General features: G+C 70.9%; 25 protein-coding genes, 1 tRNA gene and 2 pseudogenes. 8 read left to right on the plus strand and 20 right to left on the minus strand.

Annotated features, from left to right (window positions below; all coding sequences use genetic code 11):
• Positions 1-12: 12 nt before the first annotated feature.
• A complete protein-coding gene (locus ACWD26_RS31950) occupies positions 13-1,473 on the minus strand; it encodes a tetratricopeptide repeat protein (RefSeq protein ID WP_451275436.1) in 1,461 nt (486 codons plus the stop codon).
• Positions 1,474-1,636: 163 nt separating this feature from the next.
• A complete protein-coding gene (locus ACWD26_RS31955) occupies positions 1,637-1,795 on the minus strand; it encodes a hypothetical protein (protein WP_451275502.1) in 159 nt (52 codons plus the stop codon).
• Positions 1,796-1,915: 120 nt separating this feature from the next.
• On the opposite strand from ACWD26_RS31955, the pseudogene ACWD26_RS31960 reads away from it, so the two are divergent.
• The 3 genes and pseudogenes from ACWD26_RS31960 to ACWD26_RS31970 all read left to right on the plus strand — a co-directional run.
• Positions 1,916-2,344 (plus strand): annotated as a pseudogene (locus ACWD26_RS31960) (pyruvate dehydrogenase (acetyl-transferring), homodimeric type); the annotation flags it as partial.
• A gap of 359 nt (positions 2,345-2,703) precedes the next feature.
• Positions 2,704-3,315: pseudogene (locus ACWD26_RS31965) on the plus strand (FAD-binding protein); the annotation flags it as partial.
• Positions 3,316-3,746: 431 nt separating this feature from the next.
• Positions 3,747-4,667 (plus strand): UTP--glucose-1-phosphate uridylyltransferase, encoded by a 921-nt coding sequence (locus tag ACWD26_RS31970; RefSeq protein WP_451275496.1) that lies wholly within the window; start codon positions 3,747-3,749, stop codon positions 4,665-4,667.
• 149 nt (positions 4,668-4,816) lie between these two features.
• Here ACWD26_RS31970 and ACWD26_RS31975 read toward each other — a convergent pair whose 3' ends face one another.
• The gene (locus ACWD26_RS31975) at positions 4,817-5,389 is read right to left on the minus strand and encodes an SgcJ/EcaC family oxidoreductase (RefSeq protein WP_451275437.1); all 573 of its coding nucleotides are present in this window, start codon (positions 5,387-5,389) and stop codon (positions 4,817-4,819) included.
• Positions 5,390-5,570: 181 nt separating this feature from the next.
• Here ACWD26_RS31975 and ACWD26_RS31980 point away from each other — a divergent pair, with 181 nt between their 5' ends.
• The 3 genes from ACWD26_RS31980 to ACWD26_RS31990 all read left to right on the plus strand — a co-directional run bounded on the left by ACWD26_RS31980 (position 5,571) and on the right by ACWD26_RS31990 (position 8,189).
• The gene (locus tag ACWD26_RS31980) at positions 5,571-6,881 is read left to right on the plus strand and encodes a sensor histidine kinase (protein WP_451275438.1); all 1,311 of its coding nucleotides are present in this window, start codon (positions 5,571-5,573) and stop codon (positions 6,879-6,881) included.
• Complete coding sequence (locus ACWD26_RS31985; protein ID WP_451275439.1) at positions 6,860-7,543, plus strand: response regulator; 684 nt, start codon at positions 6,860-6,862, stop codon at positions 7,541-7,543. Before ACWD26_RS31980 ends, ACWD26_RS31985 begins: the two co-directional genes overlap by 22 nt.
• Positions 7,544-7,691: 148 nt before the next feature.
• A complete protein-coding gene (locus ACWD26_RS31990; protein WP_451275440.1) occupies positions 7,692-8,189 on the plus strand; it encodes an antibiotic biosynthesis monooxygenase in 498 nt (165 codons plus the stop codon).
• A 167-nt stretch (positions 8,190-8,356) separates the two neighbouring features.
• On the opposite strand, the gene ACWD26_RS31995 is transcribed toward ACWD26_RS31990, so the two are convergent.
• The 6 genes from ACWD26_RS31995 to ACWD26_RS32020 all read right to left on the minus strand — a co-directional run bounded on the left by ACWD26_RS31995 (position 8,357) and on the right by ACWD26_RS32020 (position 14,559).
• A complete protein-coding gene (locus tag ACWD26_RS31995; RefSeq protein ID WP_451275441.1) occupies positions 8,357-9,547 on the minus strand; it encodes an alginate lyase family protein in 1,191 nt (396 codons plus the stop codon).
• A gap of 174 nt (positions 9,548-9,721) precedes the next feature.
• Complete coding sequence (locus tag ACWD26_RS32000; RefSeq protein WP_451275442.1) at positions 9,722-10,915, minus strand: ABC transporter ATP-binding protein; 1,194 nt, start codon at positions 10,913-10,915, stop codon at positions 9,722-9,724.
• Positions 10,916-11,002: 87 nt separating this feature from the next.
• Complete coding sequence (locus ACWD26_RS32005) at positions 11,003-11,836, minus strand: carbohydrate ABC transporter permease (protein WP_451275443.1); 834 nt, start codon at positions 11,834-11,836, stop codon at positions 11,003-11,005.
• Complete coding sequence (locus ACWD26_RS32010; RefSeq protein WP_451275444.1) at positions 11,836-12,795, minus strand: carbohydrate ABC transporter permease; 960 nt, start codon at positions 12,793-12,795, stop codon at positions 11,836-11,838. Before ACWD26_RS32010 ends, ACWD26_RS32005 begins: the two co-directional genes overlap by 1 nt.
• Before the next feature lie 70 nt (positions 12,796-12,865).
• Entirely contained in the window at positions 12,866-14,104 is a 1,239-nt protein-coding gene (locus ACWD26_RS32015) for an ABC transporter substrate-binding protein (protein WP_451275445.1), read from the minus strand.
• Positions 14,105-14,485: 381 nt separating this feature from the next.
• Positions 14,486-14,559, minus strand: a tRNA-Pro gene (locus ACWD26_RS32020).
• A 152-nt stretch (positions 14,560-14,711) separates the two neighbouring features.
• Between ACWD26_RS32020 and ACWD26_RS32025 the strand changes: the two genes are divergently transcribed.
• Together ACWD26_RS32025 and ACWD26_RS32030 are read left to right on the plus strand one after the other, a co-directional pair.
• Positions 14,712-15,410, plus strand: coding sequence for a transketolase (locus ACWD26_RS32025; RefSeq protein WP_451275446.1), 699 nt, complete (start codon positions 14,712-14,714; stop codon positions 15,408-15,410).
• Between the two features lie 31 nt (positions 15,411-15,441).
• A complete protein-coding gene (locus tag ACWD26_RS32030; protein WP_451275447.1) occupies positions 15,442-16,359 on the plus strand; it encodes a transketolase family protein in 918 nt (305 codons plus the stop codon).
• Positions 16,360-16,378: 19 nt separating this feature from the next.
• On the opposite strand, the gene ACWD26_RS32035 is transcribed toward ACWD26_RS32030, so the two are convergent.
• The 11 genes from ACWD26_RS32035 to ACWD26_RS32085 all read right to left on the minus strand — a co-directional run bounded on the left by ACWD26_RS32035 (position 16,379) and on the right by ACWD26_RS32085 (position 25,756).
• Positions 16,379-16,738 (minus strand): MmcQ/YjbR family DNA-binding protein, encoded by a 360-nt coding sequence (locus tag ACWD26_RS32035; protein WP_451275448.1) that lies wholly within the window; start codon positions 16,736-16,738, stop codon positions 16,379-16,381.
• Between the two features lie 30 nt (positions 16,739-16,768).
• Entirely contained in the window at positions 16,769-17,299 is a 531-nt protein-coding gene (locus ACWD26_RS32040) for an N-acetyltransferase family protein (protein WP_451275497.1), read from the minus strand.
• A 71-nt stretch (positions 17,300-17,370) separates the two neighbouring features.
• A complete protein-coding gene (locus ACWD26_RS32045) occupies positions 17,371-17,952 on the minus strand; it encodes a helix-turn-helix domain-containing protein (RefSeq protein ID WP_451275449.1) in 582 nt (193 codons plus the stop codon).
• Between the two features lie 52 nt (positions 17,953-18,004).
• Positions 18,005-18,907, minus strand: a complete 903-nt coding sequence (locus ACWD26_RS32050; protein ID WP_451275450.1) for a LysR family transcriptional regulator — start codon at positions 18,905-18,907, stop codon at positions 18,005-18,007.
• Positions 18,908-18,953: 46 nt separating this feature from the next.
• Positions 18,954-20,153, minus strand: coding sequence for a glycine C-acetyltransferase (locus ACWD26_RS32055; RefSeq protein WP_451275451.1), 1,200 nt, complete (start codon positions 20,151-20,153; stop codon positions 18,954-18,956).
• A 153-nt stretch (positions 20,154-20,306) separates the two neighbouring features.
• Positions 20,307-21,335, minus strand: a complete 1,029-nt coding sequence (gene tdh, locus ACWD26_RS32060) for an L-threonine 3-dehydrogenase (protein WP_451275452.1) — start codon at positions 21,333-21,335, stop codon at positions 20,307-20,309.
• A gap of 202 nt (positions 21,336-21,537) precedes the next feature.
• Positions 21,538-22,095: a GAF domain-containing protein gene (locus tag ACWD26_RS32065; protein ID WP_451275453.1), complete on the minus strand. Its 558-nt coding sequence runs from the start codon at positions 22,093-22,095 to the stop codon at positions 21,538-21,540.
• Positions 22,092-22,691 carry a GTP-binding protein gene (locus ACWD26_RS32070; RefSeq protein WP_451275454.1) on the minus strand — a complete coding sequence of 200 codons (600 nt, stop codon included), beginning with the start codon at positions 22,689-22,691 and terminating at the stop codon, positions 22,092-22,094. The genes ACWD26_RS32065 and ACWD26_RS32070 overlap by 4 nt, the downstream gene beginning before the upstream one ends.
• Entirely contained in the window at positions 22,669-23,040 is a 372-nt protein-coding gene (locus ACWD26_RS32075; protein WP_451275455.1) for a DUF742 domain-containing protein, read from the minus strand. Before ACWD26_RS32075 ends, ACWD26_RS32070 begins: the two co-directional genes overlap by 23 nt.
• A gap of 2 nt (positions 23,041-23,042) precedes the next feature.
• Positions 23,043-23,474 (minus strand): roadblock/LC7 domain-containing protein, encoded by a 432-nt coding sequence (locus ACWD26_RS32080; protein WP_451275456.1) that lies wholly within the window; start codon positions 23,472-23,474, stop codon positions 23,043-23,045.
• An 80-nt stretch (positions 23,475-23,554) separates the two neighbouring features.
• The gene (locus ACWD26_RS32085; protein ID WP_451275457.1) at positions 23,555-25,756 is read right to left on the minus strand and encodes an ATP-binding protein; all 2,202 of its coding nucleotides are present in this window, start codon (positions 25,754-25,756) and stop codon (positions 23,555-23,557) included.
• Between the last annotated feature and the right edge of the window lie 71 nt (positions 25,757-25,827).

Here is a 25,827-nt window from a genome sequence, read left to right on the forward strand (position 1 = left end):
TCCGTCCGGGGCTCAGGGCCGCCGTCCGAGATGCGTGTGGTGCGGGTCGCGGCGCAGCCTCTCCGCCGCGGGTGCCGCCAGTTCGGTGGCCGTGGCGCGGGCGACGGCGGCGCGGCCCGCTTCGCCCAGGCTCTCGGCGAGACGGGCCTGGCCGAGCCAGTTGTAGGGGCTGTGGGGGCTCAGGCCGGTGCGTTCGCCGAGCAGGTGCCTGGCCAGGTCGTCGCGGCGGGCGCGGATGGCCGACTCCAGGAGCGTCCGCTGGATCGCGTCCCGCTGGGCGTGGCTGCCGCCGAAGGTGTGCAGTCGGCGACGGATCGGCCACAGCAACTCCACCACCGCCGGGTGGTCCCCGCGGGCGTACGCCACCAGCGCCTCGCACACGGGCAGGCCGATCTCGCCGGTCATCACCCGGTTGGTGTTCGGCCGCCCGCCCTCCCGGGCCTCCCGCAGCCAGCGCCGCCGGTCGGCGACGAACTCGTCCGCCGTCTCCAGCCGCCCCGCTCCGGCGAAGGCCATGACGGCGTGCACGTCGTTGAAGGCGTAGAACGGCGGGTCCTCGCGTGCGGCCCACGCGTCGGCGAGGGTCTGCCAGCGGGCGTCCTGGTCCAGGTCGGCCAGGAGGAACCGCCACAACAGCGAGGCGGCGTCGAGGAGTTCCATGACGAACCCGGTCGAGTCCTTGTGGTGCAGCACGGCGTCGTAGATCCGCAGGGCCGTACCGGTGTCGCCCGCCTCCAGCGCGTACAGGGCGTAGTGCCACCAGCTGTGCACCGTCAGCAGGCTGCCGCTCGCCCAGTCGTCGAGCCGCGCGTCGAGGAAGTCGATCCCCTCGGCGAACCGTCCCCGCATCTCGTGCACGTGGACGACGGCGTGGATGGCCCAGATGTCACGGGCGTTCCGTTCGACGGCGGCCTGGGCCACCTCCTGGGCCCGGCCGTAGTGCCCCGACTCCTCCAGGCCGAACGCGTACATGCCCATCAGTGGCCCGCGATGGGGGTCGTCCGCCGGCCACGCGGGCAGGGCTCCGCCGATCCGGTCCCGCAGCCGGGTCGCGTCGCCGGTGAAGAAGTCGAGCTGATGGCCCACGGCCAGGGCCAGCGGATCGCGGGGGCACTCCACGACCAGCTCTTCCAGCACCTGTCCGGCCCGTCCCAGATCGCCCGCGAGCCAGGCCTCGGCCGCCGCCATGTGCATGCGCTCCCGCCGGGGCAGCGCCGAGTGGTGCAGCCCGGCGCTGAACTGCGTGAACCGGTGGCGCGCCTCGTCGGCGTCCCGTGATTCGGTGCCGAGCACGCCGAGGTAGGCCGCGAACGCCTGGGCCAGCGGCGAGGCCGGGGAGGCGGCCACGGCGTCGGCGACCGAGGTGGGGAACTCGGGCCGGAAGAACAACAGCCCCTCCACGGCGCGGTCCAGATGCGCCGCGCCTTCGGCGGTGCACTCGTGCAGGCGGTTGCCGTACCGGTCGGTCACCATGGCAGCTCATCTCCGGCGCGTGTCGAGTGCCGTCGACCCGTGGTCGTCGGTCATGGGTGGCGCGGATCCACCGCGTCCTCCCCATCAAAGCGACCGGCACTCCACCCGGTCCAGCGAGCACCCCCGACACACCCCGGATCACCACCGTGCGCCGCGAGATCGACTACACGGAAGGCTCGCTGACGGGGTGCGCGACGTGCGCGAGATATCCGGCCTGTTCGACATGCGCGGCGGGTTCCGCGTAGGCGGCGGGCTCGGCATGCGCGGCGGGGTTCGGCGCACAGGCATCCGCCTCCGCGCTCGATCCACTCCTGGCCGGCAAGGAGAACACCGTGGAATCGCGTCTCAACTACTTCGTCACCCGCTCGCGGGAAAGGTGCTGAAGCACATCAACTCCGCCGGCAAGGTGGTTTCGGATTCGACACTTCCGGCCGCGGTCCAGCAGCTGGTGAAGATTCGCGCGAGCCAGATCAACGGCTGGGGTTTCTGCACCGACATGACCCGGGACGCGCGCCTGGGCCTGGGCGGTCACATCTCGACCCACGCTTCCGCGGCCTGGCTCTACGAGGTCGGGTTCCACCACTTCTTCCAGGGCAAGGACGGTGGGGGCACCTCCGCTCGAGCGGAGCCGGGAGTGGGGGAGGCTCCGGGGACCAGCTGTATCTGCAGGGGCACGCCTCGCCCGGCATCTACGCGCGGGCGTTCCTGGAGGGCCGGCTGCGCAAGGAGCAACTGGACGGTTTCCGACGCGAGGCCGACGGTCACGGTCTGTCTGCCGTCCTACCCGCACCCCCGGCGTCTGCCCTGGCTGTGGGAGTTCCCGACCGTCTCGATGGGGCTCGGCCCGCTGACCACCGGCTACCAGTCCCAACCGAGGGGCCTTGTCGGTCAACCAGCTGTCCGAAGCCCGGGGCTTCCCCCTGCAAGAAGGTGCGTACGACATGGCGTTTGGCACCTGGTGGCCCGGCAGGTCCCCCTCGATCCCTCCGTCATCTCCGTGGAGGCGACGGTGGCCTTCGGGCGGGACCCGGAGGACGGGGGCTACTTGTTGCGCATCGACCTTGTGGTGCGGTGGCCGGGCATCGATCCCGAGGTCGCCGCGCCACTCCTGGAGAAGGCCGATTCGCTGTGTCCCTACGCGAAGATGGCCTGCAGGGAACGCCGACGACTATCACGCTGGCTCCGTAGCCGGAGTGAACGGTGCCTATCGACGAACGACGTCTTTCCACCATGGTGCTGGTGATCGGCACCGGAGGTGCCGGGCTGCGGGCCGCGATCGAACTGGCCGAGGCCGGCACGGACGTCCTCGCGGTGGGCAAGCGGCCCAAGGAGGACGCGCACACGGCGCTGGCCGCCGAACGAATCAACGCCGCCCTGGCCACGATGGACCCGGAGGACAGCCGGCAGCAGCACGCGGCCGACACGCTCAAGGAGAGCTATCTGCTGGCCAGCCCTCGCACGGCCGAGATCGTCACCCAGGGTGCCGCCCGGGGCATCGACGACCTGGAACGCTACGGCATGGCCTTCGCCAGGGAGGAGGACGGCCGTATCTCCCAGCGGTTCTTCGGCGCGCACACGTTCCGGCGCACCGCCTTCGCGGGCGACTACACCGGCCCGGAGATCCAGCGCACCCTCATCAGGCGCGCGGAGCAGCTGAAGATCCCCGTGCTCGACGGCGTCTACATCACCCGGTTGCTGGTGCACGACGGCGCCGTCTTCGGGGCCTACGGCTTCGACCTCACGCACGGCACGCGCTACCTGAGCCACGCCGACGCCGTGATACTCGGAGTCCCTGACGGCGCAGCCACGGTCGGCCACGGCCGTCGCGCAGGCGCGCGCCGAACTCGACGATGGAAATGCCGGTGGTCCCCTGCCGACGGGCAGGGGACCACTTTCTTCACCGCCTCCATCGCCTTTCATCTCCTTTCATCGCCATACGAGTTCCCCTCACGAAGGAACGGCTCTCCCATGTCTCAGCACACGGAAATAACCCTTCCGAATTCTGCGCCAAATCAAGGAACCGCCACTGCCGAATCCGGTGGGGCGGACAGCGAAAAGGCCACGGTCGCGTCGCTGACCGCCGAAGCCACGGAGCTGGAGAACCGTGTCGAGGAGCTGCGCCGGGACATCGCGACCTCGACGAGCGGATCGAAGCCGTCTCCGACGCCCTGCGCCGGCTCCCCGCCCGACCGGCCCGGGCGGCCGAACGGGCGACCTACGTGGCAGGATCGACTGAGCTCCACTGACCTGGCCGTCCGACCAAGAGAGACATGATGTCACCGACGATCCGCAGGGCTGTGATCCCCGCAGCCGGGCTCGGCTCCCGTCTGCTGCCCCTGACGAAGGCGACACCGAAGGAGATGCTCCCGGTCGGCGACAAGCCGGTCATCGAGCACACCGTGCGCGAGCTGGTGGACTCCGGCATCACCGACATCACCATCGTCGTCTCGGGCGGCAAGAGCCTCATCCAGGACCACTTCCGCCCCAACCCGGCCCTCGTCGAACAGCTCCGCGCGGACGGCAAGACGGCCTACGCGGACGCGGTGGAGGAGGTCGCCGAGCTGGCCCGCCGGGGGCACATCACCTACCTGGACCAGTACGGCCCCTACGGCAACGGCACCCCGGTGCTGAACGCCGCCCGCGCCTTCGGCGACGAGCCGGTGCTGGTGCTGTGGCCCGACGACGTCTTCGTGGCCGAGGTCCCCCGCGCCCAGCAGCTGATCCGCGCATACGAGCAGACCGGCTGCCCGGTGCTGGCCCTCCTGCCGATGGACCCCACCGAGTCCCAGCGCTACGGCGTGCCCATAGTCAAGGAGGACCTCGGCGACGGCCAGCTGCGCATCACCGGCCTGGTCGAGAAGCCCGAGCCCGCCGCCGCCCCGTCGTCGTACGCGGCCATCGGCGGCTATGTCATCACCCCCGGCATCATCGACGAGCTGCGCGAGCAGACCCGCCGCTGGTACGAGCACCGGACCGGCGAGGTCTATCTGACCGACGCCATCAACGCCTACGCCGCCACCCGGGCGGTGTACGGGCAGGTCATCAAGGGCCGCTGGTACGACACCGGCAACCCGGCCGACTACCTGGTCGCCCAGATGGCGTTCGCCCTCGCCCACCCGGAGTACGGTCCCCTCCTGCGCGGCCTGGTCACCGGACTCGACGCCACCGCCCTCCAGGCGGAGACCGACGACTGAGCCGCGCCCCCGGCTGGACCTGCCGGAGCACCTCCCTACGGGCGGCGGGCGAAACCCTCATAGCAGGGGGCTCGTCCGTCGCCGTCGGCGTGCCGTGGTGGGCGCGGATGAGAGCGATCACGGGGTCTGTGGGCCGACGCGGGTACTGGTCAGGCCCGTGGCGGCGGGAGGAGGCCCTGGACCCGGGTGTTCTGGAAGGAGACGAGTTCCCAGCCGCGCTCCCGGTGGGCGGCCACGTACGTCTGGATGGAGTGGCTGTCCGGACGGCACTCCGGCTCGCCGGGGTTGGCGATACAGCCGGTGGTGATCATGACGGCGGTGCGGGGCGTCGGGTAGCGCAGCGTCACGGGAACCTTGGTGAAGATCAGGCGGGTCCCCTTCGTGTAGTTGTCGAAGTAGATCTGGAAGTTGCGGGCCATCTCCGGCCGGCCGCGCAGGTGGGTGCCGTCGAACGTGATGAACTCGGCGTCCTCGGCGTAGGTGTTGGCGAAGGCCGTACCGTCTCCCCGGTTCCAGGCGTCGGCCTGCTGCTGGATGAGTCGCTTGAGCTGCGGAAGGGCGGATGTGGCGGGGCCGGTGCGTTCCACGGGTCCGGTGGAGGTGGCGGCGTGCGCGGTCGGGGCGAGGGCGAACACCACCGCGACAGCCAGGGCGAGGGGCCGGCGGCGACCGGTCCGCCGAGAGGTGCGGTGTCGATCTGGCGCGAACGGGTGTGACGTCATGTCAGTCCTCCATCGGTGAGGGGTGGTTGGCGGCCGACTGCGGGCCGGTCCGGATCTGGCTACCAGCGTCGTGGCGCGTCGGCCGGGCGGGCCATCTGCCGTACGGCGGAAACCGGTCGCCGGCGTCCTCTGCCGTTCGGCAGATCGCGGCGCGTGTGCCGCCCGGGGTACGTTGAGGGGCATGTCCGGTGGAGGGCGGGAGCGGCCGCGGCCGTGGTTGTCCGGGGCGGCGGCGGCCGCCGGGGTGGGCGTGCTGGCCGTCGTGGGAGTGGTCACCGCCGGTCCGCTGGCGCCGTTTCCCGCCGTCCTCGCGGTGTCCGTGGTCGTCGTCCTCGTCGTGCTCCCCGAGCGCACACGGTCCTGGACAGCCCCTCTGGCCGTACTCGCCGCCCTGGTCTCGGCCGTGGTGACCCCGGTGCTGCTCGCCGGCGGCGGCGTCACGATCCCCATCGCCGCATGGGGCGTGGGCGAGGCCGGGGCGTTGCTGGTGCTGACCGTGCTGGTGGCCAGGCGGGCGACGGCGCTCGGCCGGGCCGCGGTCGCCATCGCGGTGATCTGTCTGGCCGAGGCCGGGCTGATGGTGCGGGTCGTGTGGCCCGAGTCGCTGCCCAACATGCTTCTGACGACGGCGTACTGGTCGCTGGGGGCCGGCGTCTCCGTCGTCGTGGGCCTGCTTCTGCGCTCGGTGGACGAGGCGTGGGTGCGCTCCGTCGCGGCGGCCCGCCGCACCCAGCGGCTCGAACTCGCCCGGGACCTGCACGACTTCGTCGCCCATGACGTCACCGGCATGGTGGTCCAGGCACAGGCCGCCGCCCAGGTGCTGGCCGGGCAGCCCGAGGTGGGTGCGGCGCTGAAACGCATCGAGGAGGCGGGACAGAGAGCCCTCGCCTCGATGGACCGCACGGTGCACATGCTGCGGGGCACGGACGACGAACCGGCCTCCGGCCCCGTCCCGCCCCGAACGCCCACGCTGGCCGACCTTCCCGCCCTGGTCGGTCACTTCGCGGCCATCGGCCCCTCGAACCCCCGCCTGAGCGTCGACCACCGGGCTGCGGGGGCGTCGGACCGGGAGACGGCCATCACCGCCTACCGGGTGGTGACCGAGGCGCTGACCAACATCCGACGGCACGCCCCCACGGCCGCCCATGTCGACATCAGCATCGGTTGCGACGACGACCCGGGCGACCCGGCTGGGGACGGTGGCACCGGCTCACGCCTCGTGGTCGTCGTCGCCAACGACCGTGCCCCGGCGGGCCGTTCGGAGGCGGTGCCCTCGTACCCCGGCGGCGGTGCGCACCGCCGCCGGGGCCTCGGCCTCATCGGCCTGGCCGAACGCGTGGAGGCACTCGGCGGCACTCTGACAGCGGGGCCCACCGCCCCGGGCACCTGGCAGGTCACGGCCATCCTGCCGATGTCCTCCTCGGTGCGGATGCCCGCACGAGCGACATCGGCGACGACTCCGGAGGATCCATGGCCACTGCGGACACGGTGACCTCGGCACCGATCCGGGTCCTGGTGGCCGACGACCAGCCCGACATCCGGATCGGCTTCCGGATGATCCTGGACGCGCAGCCCGACATGCACACCGTGGGCGAGGCCGCCGACGGCGCCACCGCCATCGACTCCGCCCGTCGGCTCCGCCCCGACGTGGTCCTCGCCGACATCCGCATGCCCGGACCGGACGGCCTGGAGGTCACCCGCATGCTGGCCGGCCCCGACGTGGCGGAACCGACCAAGGTCATCGTCGTCACCACCTTCGACCTCGACGAGTACGTGTACACGGCCCTCGCCAACGGCGCCTGCGGCTTCCTGCTCAAGCGCTCCGGACCAACCCTGCTGACCGAAGCGGTCCGCGCCGCCATGGTGGGCGACGTCCTCATCAGCCCCTCCGTCACCGTACGGCTGCTGCGTCATCTCACCCCGCGCGCCGACGACCACCACATGGGCCCGACGGAACCACTGACCGACAGGGAGGCCGAGGTCGCCGGACTCGTGGCCCAGGGCCGGACCAACGCGGAGATCGGCACCGCGCTGTTCATCACCGCCGGTACCGCGAAAACCCATGTGGCCAACATCCAGCGCAAACTCGACGTACGCAATCGCGTCGGCATCGCGGCCTGGGTGTGGCGCAACTCCAGCCGACACCCTGGGTAGTTCAGCTTCCCGCCCGGCCGGCCGCGCGCCCCGGTCGGACAGGCGGGCCGGCGGGCTGCCCCTGCGACATCACGGACTCCGGCGCCCCGCGCGCCGCCGACGTGCCGGGCGGCAGCATGAACCGGGCCACGCGTGGCACTGGGGAGGGATGAGCGCCACGCAGACGAGGCAGGGCGAGCCGGTCACCACGGTCCTGACGTGGCAGGTGCGGCCCGGCCGGGAGCAGGAGTTCGAGGAATGGACACGCGAGATCACCCGCTGTGCCAGACAGTTCCCCGGCAATCAGGGCGTTTCCTGGTTGCACCCTGAGGACGGGCACCGCTATCACGCGGTCCTGCGCTGGTCCGACGCGCGCCGCCTCACCGCCTGGCTGGACTCCGAGGAGCGCGCGCGATGGCACGCGCGGATCCACGGCGTCGCCACGGAGGTCGGCAGCGAGCGCCAGTCGACGACCGGGATGGAGACCTGGTTCAGCCTGCCCGGTACGACCGTCCAGGCCCCGCCCCGCTGGAAAATGGTGCTCACCACGTTTCTGGGCGCCTATCCGTTCACCCTGCTCATCCAGGGGCTGGTGGCACCCAGCACGGGCACCTGGCCGCTGCCGTTGCGTGCGGCGGTTTCCCGGTGGTTCTGCTGCCGGTGCTGACCTATGGCGTCATGCCGTTGCTCAGCCGGCTGCTGCGGCTGTGGCTGTACCCGCCGCCCGAGCGTTGACCGGGCTCGGCGAGCGGTTGGGGCTGCCGGGTGCCGCAGCGGCGGGTGAGGTCAGCCCCCGGTCGCGGCCGGTATCCGTGCCCCGCCAGAGGGCCGTGGTCAGCTGGGGTTGGCCGCGTGCGTGAGGGTCGTCCAGGCGTTGAAGTAGTTGTCCGTGCCGGACGGCCGGTGTGCCTCGGTGTACTTCTGGGTGTGGGACATCGCGATGCCGAGGCGGTTGTGGAGGGCGTTGAAGGCGACCTCGGTGACCCGGCCGAGGCCCTTCTTGACCGAGCCGCCGCACAGCCAGGACGGTACGGCCGCGCCGTTCTCGTAGGAGGTGTGGAAGCCCAGTGCGTGGCGCAGCCGGTCCTGGATCCTCGGGTAGAGGTCCTGGCCCTGGATCCGGCTGGTCTCCGCGATGTTCGCCACGGAGGCGATGCCCCAGCCGGTGTGCCCGAAGTCGCGGCAGGTCTCCTGCGCGAGACCGTCGGTGAAGGTGCCCTGTCCCTGCCAGTACTTGATGATCTCGGCGCTGGTGTCGATGCTGCTGCCCGCGGGCGGCTCGGGCAGGTCACCGTCACCGGTCAGGTAGACGTACGCCGGGACGCGGGCGAGGTAGGTGCTGACGGCCCTGTCGTAGGCGGCACGGTCCTCGATGAAGACGGAGATGCCGATGGCGGCCTCGGTCATGACCAGTTCCCAGTTGCCGTTCTTGGTCGCCGCGCCGTTGATCACCTCGGGCAGGTACACGTCGCGCAGCATGGTCGCGAACCGGCCGGCACCCGGCCAGCCGCCGTCGTACGTGTACTTGATGATCTCGGCGGCGCGTGGCCAGGTGGAGCCGGACCAGCCGGACTGCAGCGGGGCGTTGCTGTTGGTGTGGTCGGTGATGGTCGCCGACCAGGCGTCCATGATCTCGATCGACTTCTTGGCGTACCTGCTGTCCCGGGTGAAGTACCAGGCGAGCGCCTGTGTGTAGGCGGCGACGGCGTCCTGGCGCTCGTCGGTGCAGCCGTGGTTGGGGTTGGACGACGAGCCGCATTCCACGACGGCCTGCGGCTTGGCGGTGCGGGACAACGAAGCGTAGGAGCTGCCCATCATGGCGTCGTAGGCCGCCTTCCACGGCTGTTGGCCGGCCTGCACCTTCTGCCGGGCGTAGTCGAGTTGGCCGCGGCTCACCAGCACGCCCGGGTGGGTGAAGGTGGCCGGTGCGGCCGTCGCCCGTGGGGCGGGGCCCGTGAACTGGACGCTCAGCAGGCCGGCCAGCAGGGCGAGAACACTGAGCAGGGCGGTTCTGGTTCGTGCCATCGGATGACCTCTTCCGTTCACGAATGAGAACACAGTTCCGAATGCCGAAGTTTCGTCCGGACCATAAGAACGCTTCGTGAACATGTCAATACACGCGGTGGCCCGATGAGTCCGACGACAGAAGAGGGTGCGCTCACAAGCCGCTGTGTGCTGCATCTTCTGTGTACCGCGCCGTCAGTCCGCCCTCGCCCTCATCGGATGCGTAAGGTTCGCTCCGGTCACCGGGTCGAACACGTGAGCCTTGGCCATGGCGACCTGCAGCTCTACCGGTTCACCCTCGCGGGCACGCGTGGCGGCGTCCAGTCGGGCCACGATGTTATGGGTGTCGGCGCCGGTGTCGCGCAGGCCCGAGTCCTTGGCGAGCTCCTCCAGTTCGGTGGTCGTCGCGGGCCCGCCCTCCGCGGTGAAGTAGACGTACGCATCGGAGCCCAGCGACTCCAGTACCTCCACAGTGGCGGTGAAGACCGGGCCCGTCCGGTCCCGGTCGTGCGACAGGGCCACGTCCTCGAACGCCTCCGGCCGCAGCCCGACGATGACCTCGCGGGGCGCGTCCTGACGTTCCAGCGCCTGCCTCGTACGGTCGTCGAGGGTCAGGTCGCCCAGGGACGTGCGCAGGGCACCGCCCTCCAGGGTGGCGTTCAGGAAGTTCATCGCCGGGGAGCCGATGAAGCCCGCGACGAAGATGTTGCGCGGCAGGTCGTACAGGTCGGCGGGCGTGCCGATCTGCTGGACCAGGCCCTGTCGCATGACCACGACGCGGTCGCCGAGCGTCATCGCCTCGGTCTGGTCGTGGGTGACGTACACGGTAGTCGTGCCGAGGCGCCGCTGCAGCCGGGAGATCTGAGTGCGCATCTGTACCCGGAGTTTGGCGTCCAGGTTGGACAGCGGCTCGTCCATCAGGAATGCCTTGGGATCACGGACGATCGCCCGCCCCATGGCCACCCGCTGGCGCTGACCGCCCGAGAGGTTGGCGGGCTTGCGGTCCAGGTGCTCGGTGAGGTCAAGGATCCGGGCTGCCTCCGTCACCTTGGCGTCGATGGTGCCCTTGTCCACCTTGGCCAGGCGCAGCGGGAAGCCCATGTTCTCCCGGACGTTCATGTGCGGGTACAGGGCATAGCTCTGGAACACCATGGCGACGTCGCGTTCCTTGGGAGCCAGGTCGTTGACGACTCGGTCTCCGATGCGCAGGGTGCCCTCGGTGATGTCCTCCAGTCCGGCGATCATGTTCAGGGTGGTGGACTTGCCGCATCCCGACGGACCGACCAGGATCACGAACTCGCCGTCGGCGATCTCGAGGTCCACGTCCTTCACGGCGAGGGCCCCGTCGGGAAAACGCTTGGTGACTCCCTCGAGGATGATCTCGGCCATGGGTGGTGCCTCCTTGCCTTCATGCTTCCGGGTCCGAGTACCGCTGACGGTCTCGGACCGGTGGCCCGTCTGCCGCGGTCTGCCCGTTCACCCCTTGACTGCCCCGGAGGTCAGTCCGGCGACGATCCGCCGCTGGAAGAACAGGACGAAAACGATGATCGGGATGGTGATGACCACAGCGGCGGCGGCGATCGATCCTGTGGGCTGCTGGAACTGGGAGCTTCCGGTGAAGAACGCGATCGCGGCCGGCACGGTGCGCGCGGACTCGGTGGACGTCAGGGAGATCGCGAACAGGAAGTCGTTCCAGCAGAAGATGAACACGAGAATGGCCGTGGTGAACACGCCCGGCGCGGCCAGCGGCACGATGACCATCCGGAATGCCTGCGCGGGCGTCGCCCCGTCGACCTTGGCGGCCTTCTCCAGATCCCAGGGGATCTCCCGGAAGAACGCCGACAGGGTGTAGATCGCCAGCGGCAGGGAGAAGGTCATGTACGGGATGATCAGCCCGACCCAGGTATCGAAGATCCCGATGATCCGCTCGATGTTGAACAGCGGTGACACCAGGGAGATCGGCGGGAACATCGCGATCAGCAGGGACATGCCGATGAGCACCCGCTTGCCGGGGAAGCGCAGCCGGGCCACCGCGTAGGCGGCCATGGTGCCCAGCGCCACCGCGATCACCGTGGCGATCAGGGCGATTCCGATCGAGTTGATCAGTGCGCGGGTGAACTCGGAGGTGTCGAAGATGCCCCGGTAGTTCTCCAGGGTCCAGTCCCTCGGGATGTAGTCACCGTCCGTGAGGGTGCCGGGGTCCTTGAACGACAGCGCGGCGATCCACCACACCGGGAACAGGGCGTACAGCACCACCACCACGTTGATGACACCCCATCGGGCGGCATGCGTCTTTCCCGCCGCGGCCATCAGCGCCGCACCTCCGCGCCCGGCGCCGCGGTGCCGAACATCTTGACGAAGGCGAAGGCGATGATCCCGACGCAGATGAAGATCAGGACCGAGATCGCCGACCCGATACCCAGGTTGAGCGCGGTGAACAGGTTGTCGTACCCGAGGATCGACAGGGAACCGGTCCCCTGGGCGCCCGCGGTCAGGATGTAGATGTTGTCGAAGATCCGGAACGCGTCCAGTGTGCGGAAGAGCAGCGCCACCAGGATGGCCGGTTTCATCAGCGGCAGCATGACCTTGGCGAACCGCTGCCAGGCGGTGGCACCGTCCACCATGGCCGCCTTCAAGGTCTCCTCGGGGACCAGCGCGAGGCCCGCGAGCAGCAGCAGGGCCATGAACGGCGTCGTCTTCCACACCTCGGCGAGGATGATCAGCCAGAGGGCGGGCCACTGTTCGGTCAGCGGAGCCTCTCCGCTGGGCAACAGCTCGGCGAGGTATCCGAGCTCCGGGGTCCAGGCGTACTGCCAGGAAAAGGCGGCGACCACGGTGACGATCCCGTACGGAACGAGGACCGCCGTGCGGACGGCGCCGCGCCAGAAGATCGTGCGGTGCATCACCAGGGCGAGCCCCATTCCGAGGACCAGTTCGATCGCCACTGACACGGCAGTGATGAAGAGCGTGACCCAGAAGGCGTCCCACCAGAACGGGGAGGACAGCACCGCCCCGTAGTTGCTCAGGCCCACGAACTCCGCCCGTCCGGGAAAGCGCAGGTCGTACCGCTGGAGGGACAGATACACGGCGTACCCGATGGGATAGGCGGTCACCGCGATCATGACGGCGACCGCGGGCGCGCAGAGCAGCCAGCCGAGCCGCCGCTCCTGTCTGGCACCCGCCGAGAGCGCCGCCCGGTCCGGCTCCGCCCGCCCCGTCTCCGGCTCGGGGGGCGGCGGTGCTCCGGCCGGTTGCGCCCGCGTGGTCATCTCCGGCCGCCCGAGGACGACGCCCGTGCGCTGCGGCGCAGGCCGGCGGAGTGGTGCGGTGGGAAGTGGTTCACGGGATCACACCCTCGGATCGCAGGGCATCGCCGATCTGCTCCCCGATGGTGTCGACGGAGCTCTCCGGTTTGATCCCGGACGGCGGCGACAGCGTGTGGGAGACCGCGATCGACACGTTCTGGTAGGCCGGAGTGATCGGGCGCACGCTCGCCGACTCCAGGGCGGCCAGCACGTCCTTGGAGAAGGGGTACTCCTTCATGAACGCGGGCTCGTCGTACAGGGCGCGCAGGGTGGGCGGCAGACCGCCCTCGAGCGCGGCGGTGAGCTGGTTCTCCCGGTTGCGCAGGCACAGCGCCGCCTCGAAGGCCAGGTCGGGGTGGCGCGAGTAGGCGCTCACGGCCAGGTCGATGCCGCCGATGGTGGGCCGCGCCGGGCGGTTCGTGTCGACCTGGGGGTACGGCGCCCAGCGGAAGTTCTTGAACAGCTCGGGGTTGTTCGCCTTCATCGACGGATAGACGAACGGGTAGTTGAGTTCGAACGCCGCTGTCCCCGACTCCATGGCGAGCCGGTTCTGGTCCTCCATCTGATTGGGCAGGGAAGGGTCCGCGGCCGGGGACTTCGCCAGATCACGCATGATCCCGGCGGCCCGCACAGCAGGCGGACCGAGGGAGGGCTCGGTTGCGCTCGCGTTGAGGATGGAGCCGCCCGCACTGTTGATCAGCGTGTTGAACCAGACGGTCAGGCCCTCGTACTGGGCGCCCTGGATCTCCACGAAGTGCGGTTTGCCCTGCCGGGCGAGGGCGCCGGCCATGTCCAGCATCTCGGCCCACGTCCTGGGTGGGGTGGGCACCAGGTCCTTGCGGTACCACAGGAGCTGGGTGTTGGTGTTGTACGGGACGGCGTACAGCTTGCCTTTCCAGGTCGAGGTCTGCAGCGGTACGCGCAGGGTGCCCTCTACGGCCTGCCGCCTCGCCGTCCCCTTCCATTCCCTGATCCAGCGTGCCTCGGCGAACTCCGCCGCCCAGGTGACGTCCAGGCCCAGGATGTCGAGCGAGTCGTCCTCGGCGGCGAGTCTGCGGACAAGCTGCTGGCGCTGACCGTCCGCGGCGCGCGGAAGCTTGTTGTAGCTGATCCTGTAGCGGCCGCCCGACGCCTGGCTGCACCGGTCGGCCGCCTTCTGGAGCGCACCGGAGTCGTCCGGGAAGTTGTACCAGTTGAGGGTGGTCCTGCCGGAGCCCTCGTCACTGCCACAAGCGGCGAGCACCGACGCCAGCAACGGCAGTACGGCGAACACCCGCAGCGATCGCGTCCCTCTGCGCCACCCCTTCTGACCGGAAACGGCCCGGCAGCCGCACCTCGCGTGCACGCGCTCCACACCTCGCTTCCGGACGGTGGCACGGGACTGGGACCTCGCAGTGTTTCCCTCCCGGCGAACACTAAGGAGCACATAAAGTAAGATCAAGCACATATGGCTTCAAATCACCCAGTCCGGCCCATCAGTGGGACCGACTCCGCGGACCTGCGGGCCCGGAAGGGGACGATCGACTTCGGCCACTTCCCTTGCGGGAAACGCATACACAGGTCAGAGCGTTTGACGATCGCCCTGGTCCCCAAGAACGACGAAGAGGCCACTTCCAATCAATTGGAAATGACCTCCGACCTGCTCCTTCGCAAGTCGGGACGACAGGATTTGAACCTGCGACCCCTTGACCCCCAGTCAAGTGCGCTACCAAGCTGCGCCACGTCCCGTTGCCCGTCTGACCTGGGGTTTCCCCTGGTTGGACGTGCACGGAAACAATACCGCACTCGGGCCGGTGGTCGCGCACCGGTTTATCGGGGGCGAGGGACCGCTACGACAGCCGCTTGACCTGAAGTCTGGTTGAGGTTGCACGGTCTTCTGTATGACGACTGCGGAGCGTACGTACGGGTTCACGGATCTGCCCCGGCTGATGGGGCTGATGACCGGGGACGAGAAGCACGGGCCGGCCGCGACGTCCACGTTGGACGTGCTGTGGGTGCTCTACGACAGGGTGTTGCGCGTGGGGCCGGGGCGGATGGAGGATCCGGCGCGGGATCGGTTCCTGTTGTCCAAGGGGCACGGGCCGATGGCGTACTACGCGGTGCTCGCGGCGAAGGGCTTCGTGCCGGTCGGCTGGCTGCCGGGCTTCGGCTCCTACGACTCGCCGCTCGGCCACCACCCGGACCGCGTACTGGTGCCGGGCGTCGAGATCGGCAGCGGATCGCTCGGGCACGGCCTGCCGATCGCGGTCGGTACGGCGCTGGGGCTGCGGGCCCAGGGGCGGGTCGATCCGGCGGTGTGGGTGCTGATCGGGGACGCGGAGCTCGACGAGGGCAGCAACCACGAGGCGATCGCGTACGCCGGACCGGCCGGCCTCGACCGGCTGCACACCGTCGTGATCGACAACTCCTCCGCCAGCCATGCCCTGCCGGGCGGGATCGCCACGCGGTTCGAGGCGGCGGGCTGGTCCGCCGAGACCGTCGACGGGCGGGACCACGAGGCGCTGTACGCCGCGTTCACCGCGCCGCATCCGGGCCGACCGCGTGTGGTGGTGGCCCGTGTCGAGCCGAAGAACGCCTGAATCACCGACCATCCCGAAAGGACACCGACCCATGGACACCATGCGTGACCGTTTCGCCCCTGTCGTCTCCCGGCTGCTCGACGAGGATCCCCGGGTCGCGGTGGTCCTCGCCGAGATCGGCAGGGACGGCTTCGCGGAGGCGACGCGCAGGCATCCGGAGCGGGTGATCAATGTCGGCATCCGGGAGCAGTTGCTGGTCGGCGCCGGTGCGGGGCTGGCGCTGGCCGGGATGCGGCCCGTGGTGCACACCTTCGCGAGCTTCCTGGTGGAGCGGCCCTTCGAGCAGGTCAAGCTGGACCTCGGGCACCAGGACGTGGGTGCGGTGCTGGTCAGCGCCGCCGCCTCCTTCGACTGGCCCGCCGGCGGCTACACCCACATGGCACCCGGCGACGTGGCCCTGCTCGACACACTCGACGGCTGGACCGTGCACGTGCCGGGCCATCCCGACGAGGCCGAGACCCTGCTCCGGCACGCGGTGGGCACGGGCGACGACAAGGGCAGGGGCAAGGACGACAAGGTCTACGTACGGCTGTCCGTGCAGTCCAACGAGCGGGCGCTCCCGGTGGACGGGCAGCGGTTTCGCACCGTGCGCGAGGGGCGTCGCGGGGTCGTCCTCGCCGTGGGGCCGATGCTCGACCCCGTCCTCGCCGCCACGGAGGGGCTGGAGGTGACCGTGCTCTACGCGACCACCGTCCGCCCCTTCGACTCGGCCGCGCTGCGCCGGGCCACGGAGACGGCGGGCACGGATGTCGTCCTCGTCGAGCCGTATCTGGAGGGCACCTCGACGGCCGCCGCCAACGACGCCCTGGCCGACGTACCGCACCGGGTGCTCGGGGTGGGAGTGGGACGGCGGGAGCTGCGGCGGTACGGGCAGGTCGAGGAACACGTGGCCGCGCACGGGTTGGACGCGGCCTCGTTGCGGGAGCGGATCGGTGAGTTCCTGTGGTAGCAGGTCGGCAGGCGGCCGGTCAGTCGGTGGCCGGTCGCCCCAACTCCGGGTAGGAGTCGAGGAGTCGGGGCGTCGCCGCCTGGCGCCAGGAGTCGGCGAGGATGTCGCGCAGCTCGGGCTCGTCCTCCAGGGCGGAGAGCCGCACCCTTACCCATGCGAAGCCCGCCTCGTGGTCGGCGATCCAGAACTTCTCGGGTTCGGCGAGGACCAGTTCGTCGCGCTCCTCCTTCGGGCAGCGCACGGCCATGGACGTCTCGTCCTCCGGCAGGGTCGCGAACATCTTTTCCGCCACCCGGAACGTGGGCATGTTCCAGGCGACCTTCTCCGTGGTGTCGGGCAGGGAGAGGGCGACACGTCGTACGTCTTCGGCATCCGGCATGAGACGCACCGTAGCGGTCACCACTGACAATCAGCAGGCGGGTGCCTCGGCCCCCACCTGCTTGTAGTAGACCGATGTGGGCCGCAGCGTCCCGTGCGGGTCCGCCGCGTAGTCGGGGATCGTCCCGATCCGGGTCCAACCGGCCTTGCCGTAGAGGCGTTCGGCCGGGCTGTCGGTCTCGGTGTCCAGGTGGAGCAGGGTGATGCCCGCGTCGACGGCCGCCCGCTCGGCGGTCGCGAGGAGTGCCCGGCCGAGCCCCTGTCCACGGCCGTCCCGGTGGACCATCAGCTTGACGAGTTCGGCCCGGTGGCGGCTGTTGGGCTTGTCGGGGAAGACGAGGCTGACCGTGCCGACCACGCGGTCGCCTTCGCGCGCCACCCATACGGCGAGCCCGCCCGCCGACACCGCGTCGGCGCGTTCCCTCCACCAGGCGACGGCCGCCGCCCGGCCGAGTGGCGCGAGGAAGCCGATCGAGGCGCCGCCGTCCACGGTGTCGGTCAGCAGGTTCGCCAACTCCCCGGCCAGGGAGAGGATGTGGGGCCCGTCGAGGCGGGAGATCACCGTCCCGGACGCGAGCGGCAACTCGGGGACGGGCCCGGATTCACGCCCGCCGTCAGCAGTCAGTGGCTCCCTCACGGCTTCACCACCACCAGCGCGTACCGGACGTCCTCCGGCCCCGGGCACCGGAACCGCGTCGGCCCCCACAGCCGCATCCGCAGACAGTCCCCGGCGGCCAACCGGTGCTCCACGTCCCGGTCGGTGACGTGGAGGGTGCCGTCCAGGGCCCAGATGTGCTGTTCGAGGCCGGGCACGGAGGGCCCGTCGTACGCGATGTCCGCGCCCGCCGCCAGCCGTCCCTCGACCAGTTCGCCGCGCATTCCGGCCGCCGGCGGTGACACCGACCGCCGTACGAATCCGGCGGACCTGTCCTCCCAGACGGCCTGCTCCCCCGCGCGGACGACGGAGACCGGCTCGGACTCGACCTCGCTGAGCAGCTGGGACATGGTCCGGCCGTAGACATGGCAGAGGCGGTTCAGGAGCGCGGCCGTGGGGCTGGTCTCCGCACGCTCGGCCCGGGAGAGGGTCGAACGGCTCACTCCGCTGCGCTCCGCCAACTCACCCAGGGACCACCCGTGTTCGGACCGCAGCTCGGACAGCCGGGCGGCCAGACGGAGGTCGACGGGGTCCGGTACCACCCCTTCAGTGTTTCCCATATTCGGGATACTAGCCCAGATGTGAGAAGCGACCGGCGTTTGTGTGCCCGTCTCACTCCGCCGCCGCCTCTTCCAGCGCCTGCAGCACCGGCCGGATCAGCGGATGATCCTCCGCGCCACGGCGTACGGCGGCGAAGACGCGGCGCGTGGGGGCAACACCGTCGACGGGACGCACGACGACGCCCCTGAGGTCCATGCCGCGCAGCGCCGAGCGGGGTACGAGGGCGACGCCCGCGTCGGCGGCGGCGAGGGCGACGACGGCGCGGAAGTCGTCCGAGGAGTGTTCGAGGCGGGGCTGGAAGCCGGCGTTCTCGCAGGCCAGGACGACCACGTCATGGCAGGGGTTGCCCGGGTAGGGACCGATCCAGGGGTCCTTGGCCAGTTCGGCGAGGGGGACCTCGACGGTGTCGGCGAGGCGGTGGCTGACGGGCACGACCGCGTCGAAGGGCTCGGCGTACAAGGACACGTGGGTGAGGCGGGGGTCGTCGGCGGCCGGGGCGCCCCGGTACTCGACGGCCACGGCGATGTCGACCTGCCGGTCCAGGACCATCGGGAGGCTCGCGTCACCCTCGGCGTCCTGGACGCGGATGCGGATGCCGGGCGCGGAGTCCGCGAGACGGGCGAGTGCGGGCGCCACGACCTGGGCGATCCCGGTGGCGAAGGACGCCACCGTGACCGTGCCGGCCGCGCCCGAGCTGTACGCGGCCAGTTCCGCCGCCGCTCGTTCCAGCTGGGCGAGGACCGCGTTGGTGTGGCCGAGCAGGATCTCGCCGGCCGGGGTGAGCCGTACGCCTTTCGCACCGCGCTCGACCAGGCGGTGGCCCGTCTCCTGTTCCAGGGCGGTCAGCTGCTGCGACACCGCGGAAGGGGTGAGGTACAACGCGGCGGCAGCCGCCGTCACCGTGCGGTGGTCGGCCACCGCGCGAAGGATGTGGAGCCGCCGCGCTTCGATCACGGGATCGATTCTCTCAAACGCCCGCTTTTCCCTGATCGGGCTCCGCTCAGGCCTCCAGCTCGGCCCGCGCCGCCACGAACGCGTCCACCACCCGGTTCACGTCCGCCGTCGAGTGCGCGGCGGACAGCTGGACGCGGATACGCGCCTGGCCCTGCGGGACGACCGGGTAGGAGAACCCGATCACGTACACGCCCCGCTCCAGGAGCAGCTCGGCCAGGCGGCCCGCCTTCGCCGCGTCGCCGATCATGACGGGGGCGATGGGGTGGTCACCGGGGAGGATGTCGAAGCCCTCCTCGGTCATGCGGCCGCGGAACAGCGCCGTGTTCTCGGCGAGACGGACGCGCAGGTCGTCGGCCGACTCCAGGAGGTCGAGCACCTTCAGGGAGGCCGCCGCGATCACCGGAGCGAGGGTGTTGGAAAAGAGGTACGGGCGGGAGCGCTGGCGCAGCAGGGCGACGATCTCGGCGCGGGCGGCGACGTAACCGCCGGAGGCGCCGCCGAGCGCCTTGCCGAGGGTGCCGGTGATGATGTCGACACGGTCCATGACGCCGTGCAGCTCGGGGGTGCCACGGCCGCCGGGGCCGGTGAAGCCGACGGCGTGGGAGTCGTCGACCATGACCATGGCGCCGTGGCGGTCGGCGAGGTCGCAGATCTCGCCGAGCGGGGCCACATAGCCGTCCATGGAGAAGACACCGTCGGTCACGATCAGCTTCCGGCGGGCGCCGCCCTCGGCGGCCTCCTTCAACTGCCGTTCCAGATCGGCGAGATCGCGGTTGGCGTAGCGGAAGCGGCGGGCTTTCGACAGGCGGATGCCGTCGATGATGGAGGCGTGGTTGAGGGCGTCGGAGATGACCGCGTCCTCGGGGCCGAGCAGGGTCTCGAAGACCCCGCCGTTGGCGTCGAAGCAGGAGGAGTACAAGATCGTGTCCTCCTGGCCGAGGAACGCCGACAGCCGCGCCTCCAGCTCCTTGTGCACCTCCTGCGTACCGCAGATGAAGCGGACGGAGGCCATGCCGTAGCCCCAGCGGTCCAGGGCCTCGTGGGCGGCGGCGATCACCTCGGGGTGGTCGGCGAGGCCGAGGTAGTTGTTCGCGCAGAAGTTGAGGACCTCGCCGGGACGGCCGCCGCCGGTGACCTCCACGGTCGCGGACTGCGGGGTGCCGATGACCCGCTCGGGCTTGTGCAGGCCGGCGGCGCGGATCTCGTCGAGGGTGGCGCGGAGGTCGTCGCGCACGGAGTCGAACATCGGGAAGCTCCTAGGGTGCGATGAAGAGCGAGTGAGCCGAGGGGTGCGCCTGTGCCGAGAGGACGAACGCGCGCAGGCCCGACGAAGGCGGGTCGAGGACGATCGGCCTCTCGACACAGACTTTGGCGCCCCGGAGGCGAACCGAGCCAAAATTCAAACAGTCCAGTCGAGGATGACCTTGCCGCCGCGGCCGCTCGCCGCGTCGGCGAAGGCCGCCTCGTGGTCGCGGTAGCCGTACCGGCCGGTGATCACGGGGGCGAGGTCGAGGCCGCCCTCCAGGAGGACCGACATCGCGTACCAGGTCTCGAACATCTCGCGGCCGTAGATCCCCTTGATGGTGATCATGGAGGTGACGACGCGGGCCCAGTCGACGGCGAACTCCTCGGACGGCAGGCCGAGCATGGCGATCCGGCCGCCGTGCGTCATGTTGGCGATCATGTCGCGCATCGCGACGGGGTTGCCGGACATCTCCAGGCCGATGTCGAAGCCCTCCCGCAGACCGAGGGCCCGCTGCCCGTCGGCGATGGTCGACTCCCGCACGTCGAGCGCGAGGCTGACCCCGATCTTGCGGGCGAGCTCCAGCCGGTCCTCGCTGACGTCCGTGACCACGACGTGCCGGGCGCCGGCGTGCCGGGCGACGGCGGCGGCCATCAGGCCGATGGGGCCCGCCCCGGTGATCAGCACGTCCTCCCCGACCAGCGGGAACGACAGCGCGGTGTGCACGGCGTTGCCGAACGGGTCGAAGATCGCGGCCACGTCGAGGTCGACGGGAACCCGGTGCACCCAGACGTTGGACGCGGGCAGCGCCACGTACTCCGCGAAGGCGCCGTCGCGCCCGACGCCGAGGCCGACGGTGGCACGGCACAGATGGCGGCGGCCCGCCAGGCAGTTGCGGCACTTGCCGCACACCAGGTGGCCCTCGCCGCTGACCCGGTCGCCGGCCTGGATGTCGGTGACGTCACGGCCGGTCCCGACGACCTCGCCGACGAACTCGTGGCCGGCCACGAGCGGTGTGCGGATGGCCTGCCGCGCCCAGCCGTCCCAGGACCGGATGTGCAGGTCGGTGCCGCAGATCCCGGTCCGCAGGACCTTGATCAGTACGTCACCGGGGCCGATCTCGGGCTCCGGGACGTCGACGAGCCACAGACCCGGCTCCGCCTTCTCCTTGACCAGCGCCTTCAAGCTCGGCTCCTGTGGGTGCGCCCCGGCGCGGGCATGGCGAACAGGCCCGTACCGGGGAGAGGGGTGGGATCGCCGATCAATCTGCCGTACGCCGGTACCCCGGGTCCATCGAGGTTTTCTTAACCTCCGCCGCAGCTTTCCTTCACACCCGCACCTCCGGCCGAGCCACGGGATCCGCCATGATGTGCCTCCCCTTCGGCCGTTACGGGAACGCCTCCCGACCCTCGATCCGGGCGGCGAGCTCGGCGGCCATCGACTTGATGGTCTCCAGGCCGCCTCTGCCCCACGGGCGGGGCCGCACGTCGAGGACGCAGACCGTGCCCAGGGCGATACCCGTGCGGTCGATGAGCGGGGCGCCGAGGTAGGAGCGGATGCCGTGGTCGTCGACGACGGGGTTCCCGGCGAACTTCGGGTATTCGCGCACGTCGTCGAGGACGAGCGCCTTGCGGCGGACCACCACATAGGGGCAGAAGCCGCGGTCACGGGCGAGGCGACGGTCCGTTCCGAGCACCGACGTGTCCGCGGTCGGCTCCGCCGACACATGCAGACCGGCGAAGAACTGCCGGTTCTCGTCGATGAAGTTGACCATCGCGTACGGCACCGAGGCGACCTCGGCGAGCCGGTCCGCGAAGGCGTCGAAGGCCGGTTCGGCGTACTCGCCGAGCCCCAGCAGCCGCAGCCGTCCCACCCGCTCGGGGGCGTCCCGGTCCTCGGGCGTCAGGAGCAGCCGGCCGACCGGACGCGGCGGGTCGTACGTCACGTGTGGGCTCCGTGGCTCGGCAGCTGCGCCGGGGTGTGGTCGAGGAGGTGCCGGACGAGGGTGAGCAGGGTCTGGACGCCCGAGCTGGAGATACGGGCGTCGCAGCAGACGACGGGGATCGCCGGGTCGAGGTCGAGGGCCGCGCGCACCTCGTCGGCGTCGTAGCGGAAGGAGCCGTCGAACTCGTTGATGGCGACGATGAAGCCGAGGCCACGCTGTTCGAAGAAGTCGACGGCGGCGAAGCAGTCCTCCAGGCGACGGGTGTCGGCCAGGATGACCGCGCCGAGGGCGCCCTCGGAGAGTTCGTCCCACATGAACCAGAACCGCTGCTGTCCGGGTGTGCCGAACAGATAGAGCACGTGTCGCGGATCGAGCGTGATGCGGCCGAAGTCCATCGCGACGGTCGTCTCGACCTTGTTCTCGATGCCGTCGAGATTGTCGGTGGCGGCGCTCACGGTGGTGAGCAGTTCCTCCGTGCTCAGCGGCGCGATCTCGCTCACCGCGCCGACGAAGGTCGTCTTGCCGACCCCGAACCCTCCCGCCACCAAGATCTTCAGTGCGGTGGGGAAGGGGTCAGAGCTGTCGTCGTAGTCCATCGAGCACTGCCTCCAGAAGAGACCGGTCTGTCGGGTTGTGGTGGAAGGCCGGGGGCTTGGTGGTGAGTGCCCCGCAGTCGACCAGATCGGACAGCAGCACCTTGGTGACCGCCGCCGGCAGCTTGAGGTGGGCGGCGACCTCGGCGACCGAGACGGGTGCCCGGCACAGGTCGAGTGCCTGTGCGTGCTCGGGGCCGAGATAGCCAAGGGGGGTCGCCCCGGTGGCCATCACCTGTGAGAGGAGATCGAGCGCGGTGGTCGGCCGGGTCCGGCCGTTGATGACGGTGTAGGGGCGTACCAGACGCCCGGCGGCGTCGTCGTACAAGGGTCCGTCGCCGGCTGCGGGCACGCTCAAGGCCTCATCGCGGACGGTTCGGCGGCTTGACGGGGCTGGGTGACCAGGTAGGGGCGGACGCTCTTGACGAGCATCGCCATCTCGTAGCCGAGGACCGCGGCGTCGGCCTCGCGCCCGGCGAGGACGGCGAGGCAGGTGCCGGAGCCCGCGGTGGAGACGAACAGCAGGGTCGAGGCGAGTTCGACGACGACCTGGCGGACTTCGCCGCCGTCGCCGAAGCGGACACCCGCGCTGCGTCCGAGGGAGTACAGGCCGGAGGCCAGGGCCGCCATGTGGTCGGCGCTGTCCGGATCTAGGCCGTGGACCGACTTCACGAGCCCGTCGCAGGAGAGCAGCACCGCGCTCGTGGTGTGCGGTACGCGCTGGACGAGGCCGCTCATCAGCCAGTCGAGATCGGATACATGGCCGGTCGGCGCATCGCTCGCCATGGTGGATCGACTCCTTGGGGTGCGTTGGTCTGCGGGAGCGGAGGGGGTGGGGACCGCTGTGGGGGTGGTGAGGGGGGTGGTCATCCGGCCGGTGTGCTCCCGTCCTGCCGGGGCGTGAGGTCGTGTGCCGCGCCGAGGGCGGACGGCGGTACGGCTATGGGGGCCACGCCCCTGGGGTGTCCGCCCAGGGGCTGTGTGGCGTCCTTGTGGGGTGCGTCCATGTGGGCCAGTTCCATGTGGAGTGCGTCGGTGTGGCCCGTGCCGCCTCGTGATGGGGTGGCCGGGTCGTCCGTGCCCCGGCGACCGGTGCCGCCGCGTGAGGTCGAGGCGGGGTAGCCCGTGTCCAACTGGCCCGTGTCGATGCGGGAGGCGGCGTCGGGGGCCGGGGGCGTCAGGTCCACGGATGTCGTGTCGAGCGTCGAGGTGTCCCGGTCGGAGCTCTCCATCTGGCGGGCCTCGGCGAGTCCGATGCCGCGCTGGAAGGCGGCCATCAGGCCGGGGTCGTGACCGATGTAGTGGTCGGGGTCCTGCCGGGACACGGGCGCGGGTCCGCCGCGGAGCTGGGGCACGATGTGCTGCTGGGCGCGGCGGCGGGGCAGTTGGGGCTTGCCCATGGTGCCGCGTACGGCGCCGGCGACGCGCGGGGTCGGGGGTGTCCCGGCGTTCTCCGCGACGGTGTGCCGGTCGTCGGGGCGGATGCCGGGCACGGCCTCGGCCGGGTTGGGCCGCTCCTTCCGGGCGCCGCGCACCGGCAGCGGGGCCGGGCCGCCGCTGCCCCTGCCCGCACCCTGCTGGCCGCCGGTCCGGGTGGGGCCCTGCTGGCGGGGCACGGAGGGACGTGCCGGGGCCGGGGCGGACCGGTGGCCGGGCTCGGTGCGCGTGGGGTGCGCGGGTGCCGGGCGGCCGGGGCGGTCGGTCGTGGTCCGGGTGGCCCGGTCGGCCACCGGGCGGTCGGCCGGGCCGGATGCGGACGCCCGCTGGGCGGTGGCGGGTTGGGGGTGCCGGGGTGCGGCGGGCTGGCGTCGTACTCCGTCGGACTGCTGGGTGTGGGGCTGGGACGGTGGTACGTCGCCCGAGTCGGTGCCGAGCAGGCCCTGGGGTACGACGAACGCGGCCTGGACGCCGCCGTAGATGTTGGTCTGGAGGCGGACCTGGATGCCGTGGCGGCGGGCCAGCTGGGAGACCACGAAGAGGCCGATGCGGCCGTCCTGGAGGAGGCTGGCGACGTTGACCTGGTCGGGGTCGGCGAGCAGGGCGTTCATCTTGTTCTGCTCGGTGACGGGCATGCCGAGGCCTCGGTCCTCGACCTCGACGGCGAGTCCGGAGGTGACGAGGTTGGCGCGGAGCAGGACCTGGGTGTGCGGGGCGGAGAACACGGTGGCGTTCTCGACGAGTTCGGCGAGGAGGTGGATGACGTCGGCGACGGCGTGGCCGCGCAGGGTGCCGTCGACCGGGGGCACGAGCTTGACCCGGGAGTACTGCTCGACCTCGGCGATCGCGGAGCGCAGCACCTCGGTCATGGAGACGGGGTTGCTCCACTGGCGGCGGGAGACGGCGCCGCCGAGGACGGCGAGGTTCTCGGCGTGGCGGCGGATGCGGGTGGCGAGGTGGTCGACGTGGAAGAGGCCCTTGAGGAGGTCCGGGTCCTCGATCTCGTTCTCCAGGTCGTCGAGGATCGAGATCTCTCGCTGGACCAGGGACTGCAGACGGCGCGCCAGGTTCACGAAGACTTCGAGCTTCTGTTCGCTGCCCGCGTGGCTGGAGAGCTGGGAGGCCTGGACGACGGCGGTGACGGCGCTGTCGTGGGCGCGGGCCAGGTCGGCGCCGAGCCGCTCGAAGTCGTCGGCGTCCGCGGCGGGCTTGGCGCGCGGGCCGCGGGCGGGCGGCTGGTCGCCGCGCCGGAGCGCGTCGACGAGGGCGCGCAGGTCGTCCTCGCTCTTGGTGGTGGCCTGGCGCAGGGTGCCCAGGCGTTCGCGTACGGACTTGGCGGTGCGGGAGGCGGCCACGGCGGCGATCGCGATGCCGGCGAGGGCCACCAGGGCGGTTCCGGCGAGCACCGTCCACAGGGTGAGGCTGAAGCGGGCTCCGCCGGCCCGGACGGTGAAGAGCACGGCGGCGCAGGCGCTGAGGGCCACGGCGGTGGGGGGCAGGACCGCGAGGCGCAGCAGCTGTGGCCGTATGTGGATCTCGGGCAGCGAGGGGACGGCGCGGGCGGACGATCGCCCGTGCCGCCCGCCCTCACGGCGGTCTGCGCGGGCGGCCGGTGCGCGAAGGTGAGACATCAGCGTCCTCGTACTGGTCCGTCTGGGGTGTGGGGGGTGCCACGGCTGGGCGACTTGGGCATGCGCCATCG

This window comes from Streptomyces sp. NPDC002787, from assembly GCF_053592095.1.